General features: G+C 64.3%; 11 protein-coding genes. 7 read left to right on the top strand and 4 right to left on the bottom strand.

Annotated features, from left to right (window positions below; translation table 11 throughout):
- Positions 1-12: 12 nt before the first annotated feature.
- Positions 13-693 (bottom strand): redoxin domain-containing protein, encoded by a 681-nt coding sequence (locus BJ6T_RS17950; protein ID WP_014493874.1) that lies wholly within the window; start codon positions 691-693, stop codon positions 13-15.
- 21 nt (positions 694-714) lie between these two features.
- Positions 715-4038: an adenylate/guanylate cyclase domain-containing protein gene (locus tag BJ6T_RS17945; protein ID WP_028170550.1), complete on the bottom strand. Its 3324-nt coding sequence runs from the start codon at positions 4036-4038 to the stop codon at positions 715-717.
- Between the two features lie 291 nt (positions 4039-4329).
- On the opposite strand from BJ6T_RS17945, the gene BJ6T_RS17940 reads away from it, so the two are divergent.
- Positions 4330-5592 (top strand): MFS transporter, encoded by a 1263-nt coding sequence (locus BJ6T_RS17940; protein ID WP_014493871.1) that lies wholly within the window; start codon positions 4330-4332, stop codon positions 5590-5592.
- A 97-nt stretch (positions 5593-5689) separates the two neighbouring features.
- Here the strand turns inward: BJ6T_RS17940 and BJ6T_RS17935 are convergent, their stop codons facing one another.
- Both BJ6T_RS17935 and BJ6T_RS17930 read right to left on the bottom strand, forming a co-directional pair.
- Positions 5690-6070, bottom strand: coding sequence for a hypothetical protein (locus BJ6T_RS17935; protein WP_014493870.1), 381 nt, complete (start codon positions 6068-6070; stop codon positions 5690-5692).
- A gap of 320 nt (positions 6071-6390) precedes the next feature.
- The gene (locus BJ6T_RS17930) at positions 6391-7065 is read right to left on the bottom strand and encodes a Crp/Fnr family transcriptional regulator (protein ID WP_028160237.1); all 675 of its coding nucleotides are present in this window, start codon (positions 7063-7065) and stop codon (positions 6391-6393) included.
- A 336-nt stretch (positions 7066-7401) separates the two neighbouring features.
- Between BJ6T_RS17930 and BJ6T_RS17925 the strand changes: the two genes are divergently transcribed.
- From BJ6T_RS17925 to BJ6T_RS17900, 6 genes are all read left to right on the top strand, one after another.
- Positions 7402-8223: an ABC transporter ATP-binding protein gene (locus BJ6T_RS17925; protein WP_014493868.1), complete on the top strand. Its 822-nt coding sequence runs from the start codon at positions 7402-7404 to the stop codon at positions 8221-8223.
- On the top strand, positions 8220-10151 hold the full coding sequence (locus BJ6T_RS17920) for a long-chain fatty acid--CoA ligase (RefSeq protein WP_014493867.1): 1932 nt from the start codon (positions 8220-8222) through the stop codon (positions 10149-10151). Before BJ6T_RS17925 ends, BJ6T_RS17920 begins: the two co-directional genes overlap by 4 nt.
- A gap of 223 nt (positions 10152-10374) precedes the next feature.
- Positions 10375-11268 carry a branched-chain amino acid ABC transporter permease gene (locus BJ6T_RS17915; RefSeq protein WP_014493866.1) on the top strand — a complete coding sequence of 298 codons (894 nt, stop codon included), beginning with the start codon at positions 10375-10377 and terminating at the stop codon, positions 11266-11268.
- 3 nt (positions 11269-11271) lie between these two features.
- Positions 11272-12345, top strand: a complete 1074-nt coding sequence (locus BJ6T_RS17910) for a branched-chain amino acid ABC transporter permease (protein WP_014493865.1) — start codon at positions 11272-11274, stop codon at positions 12343-12345.
- A 46-nt stretch (positions 12346-12391) separates the two neighbouring features.
- Positions 12392-13675: an ABC transporter substrate-binding protein gene (locus BJ6T_RS17905; RefSeq protein ID WP_014493864.1), complete on the top strand. Its 1284-nt coding sequence runs from the start codon at positions 12392-12394 to the stop codon at positions 13673-13675.
- A gap of 164 nt (positions 13676-13839) precedes the next feature.
- On the top strand, positions 13840-14679 hold the full coding sequence (locus BJ6T_RS17900; RefSeq protein ID WP_014493863.1) for an ABC transporter ATP-binding protein: 840 nt from the start codon (positions 13840-13842) through the stop codon (positions 14677-14679).

Below are 14679 nucleotides of genomic sequence, written 5' to 3'. Positions count from 1 at the left end.
AGCCGACGATGCCTAGCTCGCCACCTGCGATGCGGCCGACATCAACTCCTGAGGGCTCGGAGCCCCGAACATGCGGTGGCCGCCTTCAGGAACCTCGGTGAAGGTCCAGCGCACGATCCCCTCGCGATCGAGCAGGAACTGGCCGAACAGCTGGCCCTGGCCCGTTGCCGCCATGCGCTGATCGGCCTCCATCATCTCGTAACCGTCCTTATTGTTGAGCTGCTCGGCGGCCGCCAAGCGATTCATTGGCCCGGGCAACTCCCCGGGCATGTCCACCTGCATGCTCTTGACGACGTCCATACCCACCTTGCGCGGCCACTCGGTTTCGTTCTCCGTAAACTCGATAGTGGGCAGGCCGAACGCGCGGTGCGAGACCCGCTCGGGGTCGGACGCGGCGAGCAGATTGGGCAAGGGATGATAGCGGAAGTAGAGCCGCGCGCGTTCGATGGGCGTATTGACGACCGTGAGACTTTCGACGCCCTTGTCGCGCAGGGCTGCGTCAAGCTGCGCCTGTGCCGCGATGTGGCGCCGACAGAACGGGCAGTGCAGCCCGCGAAACAAGCCGATCAATATCGGACTGTGCCCGCGAAAATCCTGGAGCGAGATCGTTCCGTCGCGTGTGATGGCGTCCAGCACGATGTCCGGTGCGCGATCGCCCGGTTGAAGCGGTCCATCGACATGAAGTTCTGGCATGGTTGAACTCCTTCATATGACCTAGTCAAGAAATGGCAGTACGATCAGCCCGGCGGGATCAAGCCCGTGGCGGGCGCAGACATCATGCGCCAGCGCGAAATATCGGTCGGCCTCGGGCATGTCGCCTCGATCAAGGCTCAGCGTCGCAAGACCATCATAGCATGGAAAGAGCTGCTGCGGTTCGCCGGTTTCGTTCGCCACCTCGATTGCCTCATTGTAGCAGAGGGCGGCCAGATCGGGGCGGAAGTGGCATTGATGGATTTGCCCGAGCACGATCAAGGGCACGGAGAGATGCTCGCGCTGATCGAGCGCACGGTCGATTTCGATCGCCTTCTCGGCAGCCGGTACCCCTTCCTCGGTACATCTGTCCGTGAAGGTGCAACAGGCAACGGCAAAATTGGCGAGAAGACGCGCCTGGAAGCCGAGATCCCCGATCCGACGCGCGACATCGAGTCCGCACCGGCAGACCTCCACGGCTTTCGCCGGGTCGACGATCGTGTAGAGCACACCGAGATTGGTGTAGCCGCGGCAGGCTACGTTGAGGAGGCCGGCGGCTTCGGCGGCTGCAACGCTTTGCTCCACCTCGCGCACCGCCTCCGCGTGTCGTCCAAGCCGCGCCAGCGCAACGCCCTTGGTGTTGAGGGCCTCCGCAATGGCGCGTGCCGCCTCGAGACCGGCCTGCTCGTCCGCGTCCGCGGGGGCGGACCGTGCATAGCCGAGCGCCTCGTCTGCCCATCTTGCGGCGGCCACGTGATCGCCGGTCCGAAACGCGAGACGGCCGCGCTCCTGCAGGAGATGCGCCCACTCGATGGGCGCGTCGATCCCTCCAAGCAGGTTGGCCGCCTCGGCGTAATGCGTCTCTGCCTTGATCCGCTTGCCGGCGTCCCACAGCAATCGGCCAAGCTTGCGAAGGATTCGCGCTTCGCCGATCCGGTCCTGGATGGCGCGGTGCCCCTCAAACGCGCTCTGATAGTGCTCCTCGGCCGTGTTCCGGCGGCCAGCCGCGGCACAGAGGTCCGCAATCCGCTCGTACAGGACCAGACGTTCCGGCTCCCGCTCGCCGCCGGTCAACAGCACGGCGAGGGCCTGTTGGTAGAGACGGATGGCATCGTCATTGGCATAGCTGGCGCGAGCGCGATCGGCGGCCGCGCGCAGATAGCGCGCGCCTTTCGGCTTGCTCGCGCTCAGACTGAAGTGATGTCCGAGCAGGATGAGATCTTCGAGGCGCTCGGGCTCATGGCCATAGAGCCTCTCGAGCGCCCCGCCGATCCGTCCATGAAGCTCGATCCGGCGCTGCAGAAGCAGGTTTTGATAGATCACGTCCTGAAGCATGGTCTGCGTGAAGCGGTAGGTCCGCAGCGAAATCGAGTTCGCGCCCGCGATCTCCTCGATGATCTCCGCGTCGCACAGAAGCTCGAGCCCTGCTTCAACCCTTGCCGGCTCGGTTGCCGCCGCACCGAGAGCGGCCGCATCAAACCGCGGGCCGATTACGGCGGCTTCCTGTGCCAGGCGGCGCACCTGATGCGGCAACCGGTCCAGACGCGCCAGCAGCAATGCCTGAATGCTTGCCGGAATATCGGCGGAGGCTTCATCCGACTTCATCCGCCACTGCGCGCCGTCGCGCTCCAGGGTGCCGGCTTCGATCAGGCCGCGTATGATCTCCTCGAGGAAAAGCGGATTGCCGCCGGCGCGATCGAGGATTCGACCGAACAGACCTCCCGGCGGTTCACGCCAACCGTGACTGAAATAGGCCGCGAGCAGCCTTTGTCCGTCGGCGTCGCCAAGCGGGGGCAGCCGAAGGGTCGTGTGACTGATCCTGCTCGAACCGAACTGGTCCAGTTCCAGCATCGGCCGATGCGTAAACAGCAGCATCAGCCGCGTCCGCTCCAGCCGATCCATCAGGAACCGCAACGCTTCAAGCGACACCGCGTCGGCCCAGTGCAGATCCTCGACGATGATCAGCAGTGGCGACAGTGCCAGGCGGCGTTCGAAGACGGTGCGAATCGCGAAGAATATCTGCCGGCGGAGCTGTTCGGGCTCGACATGCCTGAGCGCGGCGTTGGGGTCGCCGAGGCCGAGGACGTGCAGATAGAGGGGCATCAGGCGGTCGGCCTCGTCGGTCGCGAGGCCAAGCTCCGACAGCGCTTCGGCGACCTTCGCCTCCGCCTCTGCGGCGCCCGCCTTCTGCGCGATGCCATAGGCGCTACGCAGCACGGCGGCGAGCGTGCCGTAGGATTGTTCGCCGAGCGGCGAGCACGCCGCGTGCCGGATCGCCACGCCGGCGAATCGATCCTGATCGCGAATGCGCGCAACGAATTCGCTGACCAGGCGCGTTTTCCCGATGCCGGCTTCACCGACCAGCCGCACCAGTTGAGCCGCGCCCCCGCACGCGCGATCAAGGCTGCCGATCAGGCGCGCAAGCTCGGCGTCGCGTCCGATCAACGGCGCATTGAGACCCAGCATGTCGAGACCGCGCGCCGCACGGGGCGTGTCGAGCGGCTCCTTCAGACGGTGGACCAGCACGCTGCCCATCTTGCCCTTCAGCGAGACCTCGCCAAGCGAGTCATAGGAGAACGCATGCCGCGTCAGACGGTGGGTCAACGGCCCGACCAGCACCTCGCCCGGAGCCGCCATCGATTGTAGCCGCTGGGCGGTGTTCACCGTGTCGCCGGTCACCGAATAGGATTTGGAAACACCCGCACCGAGCCCGCCCGCGACGACGTGCCCGGTGTTGATGCCGACATGGAGCAGCAGCGGTGAACCGGCATACGCCTCCGCGCGTTCGCTGAGGCGCGCCGTCCGGCCGATCATGTCGAGGGCAGCGCGCACCGCTCGCTCCGGGTCGTCCTCGTGCGCCGCCGGCGCACCAAACAGAGCCAGCAGCGCATCGCCGATGAATTTGTCCACGAAGCCGCCAAAACTTTGCACCGCGGCCGTCAACTCCTCGAACAATGCGTTTTGAAGCGTCTGCATGACCTCGGGGTCGAGCCGCTCGCTCATCGCAGTGAAGCCGCTGAGGTCGGCAAACAGCACGGTGATGGTACGGCGGTTCGCCTCGCTGTCGATCTTGTCCGACGGAGCTCGAAATACGGCTTGAGCGTCCTCCGCCGGCACGAGCGGCGGAGACGAGGACCGGATCGGGAGCGTCGTCGGGCTCGTCCGCGCCGATGCCTGCCCGCCGCCTGTAGAGGCCTCAGAGACGAAGGCACCGCATTTCGGGCAATAGGCGAAATCCGGCGCGCATGGAAAGCCGCAGCCGGGGCACGCGTTCGGCTGCTTCGTGCCGCACTTCGGGCAGAAGGCAAAGCCGCTCTGGACCTCTAAACCACAGCAAGAGCAGTTCATGGGTCATGACCTCGCGGAAGCCGCGATGGCGCGAGCTCCCGGACCTGCCGGATGGGCCCAGGAACCTGGCAAGCATGGGCTCCTCGCACGGGAAGAGCAAGCGGTGGTTGGTCGACCTCTCCGTATCGGCTGGGCGACGAAGCGATGCTGCGGGCGCACTGGCGCACCGCGCGTCGTCGGCAAGCATGGCGGCATGCGGTAGCACCAATTGACAGGGGCATGGCCGGAGCTACCCTGCCGAACAGAAGAACAAGAATAAGGGGGAATCATCGTGAAACCCGTCATCGCATCTTGAGCACATCCGCACGACCTTCCGCACTCGCGCCATTCCGCATCCGCAACTATCGCTTCCAGTGGCCGTCCGACCTGCTCACCTCCTGGGCGTTCGAGATCGAGACGCTGGTGCTCGGCTGGTACATCCTGGTCGAGACCGGCTCGGTGTTGCTGCTGACCGTGCTTGCCTCGCTCCAGTTCGTCGGGACGCTCGTCGCGCCGGTGTTCGGCATGATCGGCGACCGCATCGGTCATCGCGATCTCCTGGTCGTGATGCGCCTCGTCTATACGGTGCTCGCCTCGACCATCATGGTGCTGGCGCTGACCGGCCATCTGGCGCCGCTCAACGTCATGATCATCGTGACGATCATGGGCCTGATCCGCTCCTCCGATCTCGGCCTTCGCAGCGCGTTGCTCGCCGACATCATGCCGGCCGAGCTTTTGATCGGCGCGATCAGCCTGTCACGCACGACCCAGGACAGCGCGCGCATTGCCGGAGCGCTGACGGGAGCCGGGCTGTTTGCCGTGCTTGGCATTGGGCTCGTTTATGCGGCGGTCGCCGGCCTCTATCTGGTTGCTGCGATTTTCATGTTCTGCCTGACCCGGCCGGAAAGGTCCGTTGCCACGACCGATCTGCCGGCGAACAGCCGCGCCGTTTCAAAACTGCTCGACGAACTGAAGGAAGGGATCGTCTACGCCTGGAACGGCCCGGGCATGGGTGCGGCGCTGTGCGTCGCCTTCCTCGCCAATCTCACCGCATTTCCCTTCACCGGAGGATTGCTGCCCTATATCGCGCGCGAAATTTTCCAGACCGACCAGACCGGCCTCGGCTATCTCTCGGCGAGCTTCGCCGTCGGCTCGCTGATCGGCTCCATCACGCTCAGCCTGGTCGGCGGACTGCGCATTGCCCGGCTCCTGATCTGTGCGACGCTGGCCTGGTACACCTTGCTGCTGGTGTTCGTCGAGATCAGGACCATGCCTGTCGCCATGGCTTGCCTCGTTCTCGCCGGCATCGCCCAGAGCATGTCCATGATCTCGGCAGCCGTGATCCTGATGCGTACGGCCAGCGCACATCTGCGCGGGCGCGTGATGGGCGTGCGCATGATGGTGATCTACGGCCTGCCGCTCGGCTTGCTCGCGGCCGGCAGTCTGATCGACATCATCGGCTATTCCGCGACGGGTTCGCTCTATGCCGTCGCGGGCTTCATCGCGATGCTGGCGATCGCGATCCACTGGCGCGCCGACCTCTGGCCGCTCCACGCCCCCGCCAATGCACGCTAGGGCCTTGCAGACATTGAAAGGTCTGTTGAGGGTCAAAGCACGATATCAAGAAGCTTCACAGACATTTCCGCTTCACCCCGAAAAGCGGATTGAGTGATCAGGTCACGCAACGGCCGGGCTGCAGGAGCCTTGCGACTTCCGTGAGCGTGCTGACCATGGGCTCGCAGGCGACTGTCGGCTTACGGCTCTGATTCCACAGCGGCGTCTTGGTGATGCGGGCCTGCGCAAATGGAATACGCATCAGGACCGATGTATCGGCTTGATCGTTCAAGCGCAGGGAAACCGTTTTCGTCTGGACTGCGAACGGCTTGGGGGCAGCAAGATGATCTGCCTTGCCGGCGCGATTGACGATGTGACCTGGCTGTTCAGAGCCCGCCTGCCAGCGGTCTCCGAGGTCGTGACCTGAAGCGAGTTGCACGGCACCGATCGTCAATACTGTCGCGAGAGCACCCAAAAAAGCTTTGCGAATCTGTGACATGGCTTCGCTCCCCGCCCCATGGCGATCGTCGTTCTTTGTGCTGTGCCCCTTTGCCCATCGCTTCCAATACTTTCTTAAACGTCCGACTGTTTCACCATGCCTTCGTGAAGGCCGGAAAATGGTTTCATCCCGGCGGATTTTGTTTCGTCACCCCCCGAACACTACCCGGCAACAGCTGGACACGGCCGCACGGCGGCGGCTACCCCTGAGGTAGCGGCGATCGTTGGCCGAGGTCCGCAACCGGTCACAAGCAGTCGATGCCGACCGAACAGGGCAACTTCCGCTTAAGCCTCGGAAGCTGACGTTTAGGAGTACGCGCGCTAGTCCCCGTAGCCGCGCAGCCGCTCGACATCGAGAATGGTGACGCCGCCATATTCGAGCCGCAGCAGCCCCTCCTTCTCCAGCCGGTTTAGCGCGCGGTTGGCGTTCTGCCGTGACATGCCCGAGAGCGCACCGATCTCCTCCTGGGTGATTTCCAGATGTGCAGTGGATTCCGGATAGAGGATCGGATTGAACAGCGAGGCGATGCTGCGCGCGAGACGCGCGGTGGCATCCAGCGTGCGGTTGACCTCGAGCATGCCGATGAACTGGCCGAGCCGCTCGTTGAGCTGGCGCACCAGGAAGCGGTTGAAGCCGACGCTATTCTCGAACAGCCACATGAAGGCGCTGCGTTCCATCAGCGCGACGCGGCTGTCGCGCAGCGCGACCACGTCGTAGCGGCGCGGCTCGTTCTTGAGCACGCTGCCCTCGCCGAACCAGGCCCCGGCCGTCAGCCCCGCAAGGCTCGTCTCCTTGCCGTCGCGCGAGACCCCGCCCATCCGTGCCAGGCCGCTCACCATGCCCGCCCAATAGCCGAACGTGTCGCCGCGCATGAACACGGTCTCGCCGGTGCGGTAGGACCGTTCCGTGATTCCGGCGCGTGCGACCTCGATCTCCGCTTCCGTGAGCTCGCGCGACCAGGCGGCGACCCGCTTCAGTTGATCCTCTGAAATCATGATGCCGAAGCCAGCCGCACCGTTCGCCACCCAATCTCTCTGCTGCACTGCAACACGATCGCTTCGACCACCATCCGACGAAAGATGAAGGCCACTCCCGCCTGAAAAAACTTTGTCGCAGAATTGTCAGGCGGGAGACATTTCAAAATAGCGCTTTCCCCTATTGAGGACCACCTTGGGTGATGCGGCTTTTGATCCCGATCGGGAGCAAGAGTGGCGCGGCGCCGGTCGAGACCAATAGCTGCATGGCCTCACCGGCACGGCCGTACTAGGATCGCCCGACAGGAACGGACGAAGAGCGCCGCTGAATGCGCCATCACCGGGAGGGATTTGTTGGTGGCTACCAGTCTCGAAGTGCGCGGCGTGTCCTTGCGATTCGGCGGCGTCCGTGCGCTGACCGATGTCAGCTTTGCGATCAATGACGGCGAGCTGTTCTCGATCATCGGCCCCAACGGCGCCGGCAAGACCTCGATCGTGAATTGTATTTCCGGTCGCTACAAGCCGACCGAGGGCCAGCTGTTCTACCGGGGCCGCGACATCACAGGGCTGACGCCGAACGCGCGCCCCACGCTCGGCATCGGCCGCACCTTCCAGAATCTGGCCCTGTTCCACCACATGAGTGTGCTCGACAACATCATGGTCGGGCGCCATCACCTCCTGAAGAACAATTTCCTCACGGGATCGCTGTACTGGCTCACCGGCGCGCGCAAGGAAGAACTCGAGCACCGCCGCAAGGTCGAGGAGATCATCGACTTCCTCGATCTCCAGTCGGTGCGAAAGGCGCAAGCCGGCACCCTCTCCTACGGCCTGCGCAAACGCGTCGAGCTCGCCCGTGCCATGGCGCTGGAGCCGCGCCTCATTCTCCTCGACGAGCCGATGGCCGGCATGAACTTCGAGGAGAAGGAGGACATGGCCCGCTACATCGTCGACCTCAACGAGGAGTTCGGGATGACGGTGGTGATGATCGAGCACGACATGGGCGTGGTGATGGACATCTCCCACCGCGTCATGGTGCTCGATTTCGGCCGCAAGATCGCCGAGGGCGATCCGGCCGCCGTGCTCGCCGATCCCCACGTCAGGCGTGCCTATCTCGGCGAGGAGGACGAGGTGCTGGTCGATCCGGACGATGCTCCGCCAGCGCAGGAGAGTGCGGCATGATGGATTACGCGGGCCGCGTCGCGCAGGCCGACACCTATCCGAAGATGCTGCGGCTCAATGCCAGGGAGCACGGCAACGAGATCGCGTTGCGCGAAAAGGATCTCGGGCTCTGGCGCGTCTTCACCTGGAATGACTACCACACCCGCGTACGCGACTTTGCGCTCGGCCTGATCGAATTGGGCTTGGGGCGCGAGGACGTCATCGGCATCATCGGCGACAACCGGCCGGACTGGGTCGCGGCGGAAGTGGCGACGCACGCCATCGGTGGACTGAGCCTTGGGCTCTATCGCGACGTGCTGGACGAGGAAGCCTCCTACCTCCTCAACTATGGCGAGGCGCAGGTCGTTTTCGCCGAGGACGAAGAGCAGGTCGACAAGCTGCTCGCGCTTGCCGAGCGCGTGCCGCGGCTGAAGCACATCATCTATTCCGATCCGCGCGGCATGCGGAAATACGACGATCCCAGACTGATGTCGGCGGAAGCGTTCGCCGAACTCGGCCGCGGCCGCGCCACGCGTGAGCCGGAGCTCTACGATCGCCTCGTCGATGCCACCAAGGGCGAGGACGTCGCGATTCTCTGCACCACGTCGGGCACCACCTCGCACCCGAAGCTCGCCATGCTCGCCGCCGGCCGCGTGCTCGGCCATTGCGCGACCTATCTCGCCTTCGATCCGAAAGGGCCGGACGACGAATACGTCTCCGTGCTGCCGCTGCCGTGGATCATGGAGCAGGTCTATGTGCTCGGCAAAGGCCTCTTGTGCCGGATGAAGATCAACTTCGTCGAAGAGCCTGATACGATGATGAACGATCTGCGCGAAATCGCGCCGACGTTCGTGCTGTTTGCGCCGCGCGTCTGGGAATCCATCGCCGCCGACGTCCGCGCCAAGGTGATGGACGCGACGCCTTTCAAGCAGCGCCTGTTCGACATCGGCATGAAAAGCGGCCTCGCGGCGCTCGCGGACGGCAAGCGTTCGAGCTTTGCCGACGCAATCCTGTTCCGCGCGCTCCGCGACCGCCTCGGCTTTACCCGCCTGCGTTCGGCCGCGACCGGCGGCGCGGCACTCGGCCCTGACACCTTCAAGTTCTTCCAGGCCATGGGTGTGCCGCTGCGCACGCTCTACGGCCAGACCGAACTGCTAGGAGCCTATACGCTGCACCCCGAGGGCAAGGTCGACCCCGACACGACAGGCGTGCCGATGGCCGACAGCGTCGAGATCCGCATCGACAATGCCGACGTCCACGGCGTCGGCGAGATCGTGGTGCGGCATCCCAACATGTTCCTCGGCTATTACAAGAACCCCGAGGCGAGCGTCGCCGACATCAAGGACGGCTGGATGCTGTCCGGTGACGCCGGCTACTTCAACGATAGCAAGCAGCTCGTCGTCATCGATCGCATCAAGGACCTGGCCGAGACCTCGCGCGGCGAGCGCTTCTCGCCCCAGTTCATCGAGAACAAGCTGAAGTTCTCGCCCTATATCGCCGAAGCCGTAGTGCTGGGCGCCGGCCGCGACGCGCTCGCGGCGATGATCTGCATCCGTTACTCCATCATCTCGAAATGGGCGGAGAAGAGCCGACTCTCGTTCACGACCTACAGCGACCTCGCCTCGCGGCCCGAGGTCTACGCGCTGCTCAAGAAGGAAGTCGAGACCGTCAACGCCACATTGCCGCCGGCTCAACGCATCTCTCGCTTCCTGCTGCTCTACAAGGAGCTGGATGCCGACGACGGCGAGCTCACCCGCACCCGAAAGGTGCGCCGCAGCGTCATCAACGAGAAATACGAAGGCATCATCAACGCGATCTACCGCGGCGATGCCGACATCCCCGTCGACACCGTGATCCGCTTCCAGGACGGCACCACGCAGCGCGTGCGAACGACGCTGCGCGTGGTGGATCTCGGCGGGCACGGCCACATGGCGGAGGCCGCGGAGTGAGCCTGCTTCGAACCGAGACCGCGTTGCCAGCCGATGCGCCCTCTCCCCCTGAGGGAGAGGGCATCTCCACAGTCAACCACATCCTCGCCCGGGTGAGGGGTCCTCTCTCCGCACCGTTGCTGCCGAGAGAACCCCTCACCCGGCTTCGCTTCGCGAAGCCACCCTCTCCCGCAAGGGGAGAGGGTGCACCGACATCGCTTCTGCATTTTGCGCGGACATCGACATGAATACCGCCTTCCTCATCCAGCTCCTGGTCAACGGCCTCGTGGTCGGCACGCTCTATGGCGTGGTCGCGATGTCGTTCGTGCTGATCTACAAGGCGACGCAGGTCGTCAACTTCGCGCAAGGTGAACTGCTGCTGGTCGGCGCCTGGGTGTGCTGGGCGCTGCTTGCGAAGTACCAGGTGCCGTTCTGGATCGGCATGCCGATGACGCTGGTGTTCATGTTCGTATTCGGCATCGCGATCCAGGTCCTGATCCTGAGACCGATGATCGGCGAACCCATCATCTCCGTGATCATGGTGACGATCGGCCTCTCGACCGTGCTCCAGGCCACGCTCAAATGGATGTTCGGCGTCAATCCGCAACCGTTCCCGCGCGTGTTCGAGAGCCAGTCGGTCAGCCTGCTCGGGCTTCAGATCCAGACCGTCTATGTCATGAGCCTCGTGGTCTCGGTCGCTATGATGATCGGCATGGCCTGGTTCTTCCGCGCCTCCAAATACGGTCTCGCCATGCGCGCCACCGCGTTCAACCAGCAGGTCGCGCAATCACTCGGCATCTCCGTCAAGAGCGTGTTCGCGATGGCCTGGGCGATCTCCGCGACAGTGTCGGCGGTCGCGGGCGTGGTGGTCGCCGTCGTCAACGGCGTGTCCTCGGGACTTGCAGCATACGGCATCAAGGTGTTCCCGGCGGCGATCCTCGGCGGGCTCGATTCGGTCGGCGGCGCCGTGCTCGGCGGCATCATCATCGGCTTGCTCGAGAACATCGCGCAATATGTCGACAGCGAGTATCTGCACTGGGGCAATCTCTACGAGATCGCACCGTTCTACGTCCTCATCATCGTGCTGATGATCAAGCCCTACGGCCTGTTCGGCACCCACGACATCGAGCGGATCTGATCCATGGCCGGCCCTGCCCTCATCCCTGCTGGTGATTTCCGCACCTCCTACGCGGCGGACACCACGATCTTCCCGACCACGACCAGCCGCAACTTTGCGATCATCGGCGTGCTGTTGCTCTGCCTCGTGCCGCAAATCCTTGGCGGGTACTGGCTCAGCATCCTGATCCAGATCGGCATCTTCTCGATCGCGGCACTCGGCCTCAACATCCTGGTCGGCTTCACCGGCCAGATCTCGATCGGCCATGCCGCCTTTTTCCTGCTCGGCGCCTTCACCTCGGCCTACATCTCCAACAACGCGCCGATCCCGGTGTTCTTCGCGATCCCGCTTGCGGGTGTCGTCACCGCGCTGGTCGGGCTGATCTTCGGCATTCCGGCGGCGCGACTGAAGGGGCTCTACCTCGTCATCGCAACGCTGGCGGCGCAATACATCTTGCTCGACTTCTTCTCCCGCGCGGAGTGGTTCACCGGCGGCTCGGTGCCGGCCAGCGCCAATCCGTTCTCGATCTTCGGCTTCACCCTGCGCGGCGACAGGCAATATTTCTATGTCGTGCTGGCCTATGTGGTCGCGAGCTACGTCCTCGTCACCAATCTGATGCGCACACGCGACGGCCGCGCGCTGGTGGCGATCCGCGACCATTATCTCTCCGCCGAGATCATGGGCATCAACCTCACCAAATACCGCACGCTGTCGTTCGGCCTGGCCGCCTTCTTCGCCGGCATCGCCGGCGCGCTCTATGCGCACTACCAGCTCGTGGTGTCCCAGGAAGGCTTCGGCATCGAGCGTTCGATCCTGTTCCTCGCCATGATCATCATCGGCGGCACCGGTTCGATCATGGGCACGCTGATGGGCACCGCCTTCGTGGTGCTGTTGCCTGAGACGATGGAATTCATCAGCCTCTACCTGAAGGGCGGCGCGATCGACAAGGCGCTGTCCCTCAACACCAACATCACCTTCCTGCGCGAGATCGCGATCGGAGTGATCATCATCGCGTTCCTGATGTTCGAGCCGGACGGGCTCGCCCATCGCTGGCGACAGATCAAGGCGTACTGGAAACTCTACCCGTTCTCGCATTGAGCGCGGGCCACTCTCTAACCAACGAAGAAACAGGAGGAGGCAACCAATGAAGACAAAATCCCTTTTGAGCACCGCATCGCTTGCGCTGGCGATCGCCGCATTCTCGGCCGGCGCGCAGGCGCAGATCGCGATCGGCCATCTCGCCGATTATTCCGGCGGCACCTCCGACGTCGGCACGCCCTACGGCCAAGCCGTCGCCGACACCTTCGCCTGGGTCAACAAGAACGGCGGCGTCGGCGGCAAGCAGCTCAATGTCGACACCAACGACTACGGCTACCAGGTGCCGCGCGCGATAGCGCTCTACAAGAAATGGTCGGCGCCGGACTCCAAGGTCGCCGCGATCATGGGCTGGGGCACCGCGGACACCGAAGCGCTGACCGGCTTCCTCGCCCAGGACAAGATCCCCGACCTCTCCGGCTCCTATGCCGCAGCCCTCACCGACCCCGAAGGCGTCAGCGGCAAGGCCAAGCCCGCGCCCTACAATTTCTTCTACGGCCCGAGCTACTCGGACTCGCTGCGCGCGATGCTGATGTGGGCGGCCGAGGACTGGAAGGCCAAGGGCAAGCCCGGCAAGCCGAAGTTCGTTCACATGGGCGCCAACCACCCCTATCCGAACGCGCCGAAGGCCGCAGGCGAGGCCATGGCGCAGGAGCTCGGCTTCGAGGTGCTGCCGCCGCTGGTGTTCGCGCTCGCCCCGGGTGACTACAGCGCGCAGTGCCTGAGCCTGAAATCCTCGGGCGCCAACTACGCTTATCTCGGCAACACCGCCGCTTCCAACATCTCGGTGATGAAGGCCTGCAAGACCGCCGGCGTCGAGATCCAGTTCCTCGGCAATGTCTGGGGCATGGACGAGAACGCCGCCAAGACCGCCGGCGATGCCGCCAACGGCGTGATCTTCCCGCTGCGCACCGCAGTGAGCTGGGGCGGCGATGCGCCCGGCATGAAGACGGTGATGGAGATCTCGAAGATGTCCGACCCCAGCGGCAAAGTCTACCGGCCGGTGCACTACATCGCCGCCGTGTGCTCGGCGCTCTACATGAAGGAAGCGCTCGACTGGGCTGCCAAGAACGGCGGCGCCACCGGCGACAACGTCGTGAAGGGCTTCTACCAGAAGAAGGACTGGGTGCCGTCGGGCATGGAAGGCGTCTGCAATGCCTCGACCTGGACCGACAAGGACCACCGCGGCACGCTGAAGGTCGACCTCTATCGCACCAAGATCGCTGGCGCGACCGACGGCGACCTCAACGACCTCATGGCCAAGGGCACGATCAAGCTCGAGAAGGTCAAGACCATCGAGCTGCCGCGCAAGCCGGAACTGCTGGGGTGGTGAGCTTAGCTCTCGCTGCACGCACAACTGTCATCCCCCGCGAAAGCGGGGGATCCAGTACGCCGCGGCCTCTCGGGGAACGTCGAGCGTCTCTGGAATACTGGGTCACCCGCCCCAGTGCGCAATTGCGCACAAGGCGGGGTGACGACAGCGGAGAATGAAAACTCATGTCCCAAACCATTGAAGCATCCCGCCCCAGCCCGACCGCCGTGCCCGCACCGCCCCTCCTCGCCGTCCGCAACATCGAGGTCGTCTATGACGACGTCATCCTGGTGCTGCGCGGCCTCAGCCTCGACGTGCCCAAGGGCGCGATCGTGGCGTTGTTGGGCGCCAACGGCGCCGGCAAGTCGACGACGCTGAAGGCGATCTCGGGGCTGCTCAAGACCGAGGACGGCGAGGTCACGCGTGGCGAGATCCTGTTCGAGGGCTCCGCCGTCGCCGGCATCGATCCCGACAAGATCGTGCGTCGCGGCATCTTCCAGGTGATGGAGGGCCGGCGCATTGTCGCCGACATGACATCGCTCGAAAACCTCAAGCTCGGCGCCTTCACCCGCAGGGATCGCGAAGTCGATGCCGATCTCGACATGGTCTTCAACTATTTCCCGCGCCTGAAGGAGCGCACCGGCCTTGCCGGTTATCTCTCAGGCGGCGAGCAGCAGATGCTCGCGATCGGCCGCGCGCTGATGGCGCGCCCGAAGATGATCTTGATGGACGAGCCGTCGATGGGCCTGTCGCCGCTGCTGGTGAAAGAGGTGTTCTCGATCATCCAGAAGATCAACCGCGACCTCGGCGTCACCATCCTGCTGGTCGAGCAGAACGCCCGCGCCGCGCTGTCGGTGGCGAGCCACGGCTACATCATGGAGCAGGGCAAGGTCGTGCTCGACGGCACCGCGGACGAACTGCGCGACAACGAGGACGTCAAGGAATTCTACCTCGGCGGCGCCGGCGATCAGCGCAAGAGCTTCAAGAACCTCAAGAGTTTCAAGCGGCGCAAACGGTGGCTGTGA

The sequence above is a fragment of the Bradyrhizobium japonicum USDA 6 genome, from assembly GCF_000284375.1.
GTDB classification, from domain to species: Bacteria; Pseudomonadota; Alphaproteobacteria; order Rhizobiales; family Xanthobacteraceae; genus Bradyrhizobium; species Bradyrhizobium japonicum.
Note: the sequence above shows the minus strand (reverse complement) of the source record. Positions and strands in the feature narration are given on the sequence as shown.

Bases quoted from the DNA above. Each gene is read 5' to 3' on its own strand.
- BJ6T_RS17920 (WP_014493867.1), top strand. From the start codon at position 8,220: ATGATGGATTACGCGGGCCGCGTCGCGCAGGCCGACACCTATCCGAAG.
- BJ6T_RS17935 (WP_014493870.1), bottom strand. From the start codon at position 6,070: ATGTCACAGATTCGCAAAGCTTTTTTGGGTGCTCTCGCGACAGTATTG.
- BJ6T_RS17900 (WP_014493863.1), top strand. From the start codon at position 13,840: ATGTCCCAAACCATTGAAGCATCCCGCCCCAGCCCGACCGCCGTGCCC.
- BJ6T_RS17930 (WP_028160237.1), bottom strand. From the start codon at position 7,065: ATGATTTCAGAGGATCAACTGAAGCGGGTCGCCGCCTGGTCGCGCGAG.
- BJ6T_RS17915 (WP_014493866.1), top strand. From the start codon at position 10,375: ATGAATACCGCCTTCCTCATCCAGCTCCTGGTCAACGGCCTCGTGGTC.
- BJ6T_RS17905 (WP_014493864.1), top strand. From the start codon at position 12,392: ATGAAGACAAAATCCCTTTTGAGCACCGCATCGCTTGCGCTGGCGATC.
- BJ6T_RS17910 (WP_014493865.1), top strand. From the start codon at position 11,272: ATGGCCGGCCCTGCCCTCATCCCTGCTGGTGATTTCCGCACCTCCTAC.
- BJ6T_RS17950 (WP_014493874.1), bottom strand. From the start codon at position 693: ATGCCAGAACTTCATGTCGATGGACCGCTTCAACCGGGCGATCGCGCA.
- BJ6T_RS17945 (WP_028170550.1), bottom strand. From the start codon at position 4,038: ATGAACTGCTCTTGCTGTGGTTTAGAGGTCCAGAGCGGCTTTGCCTTC.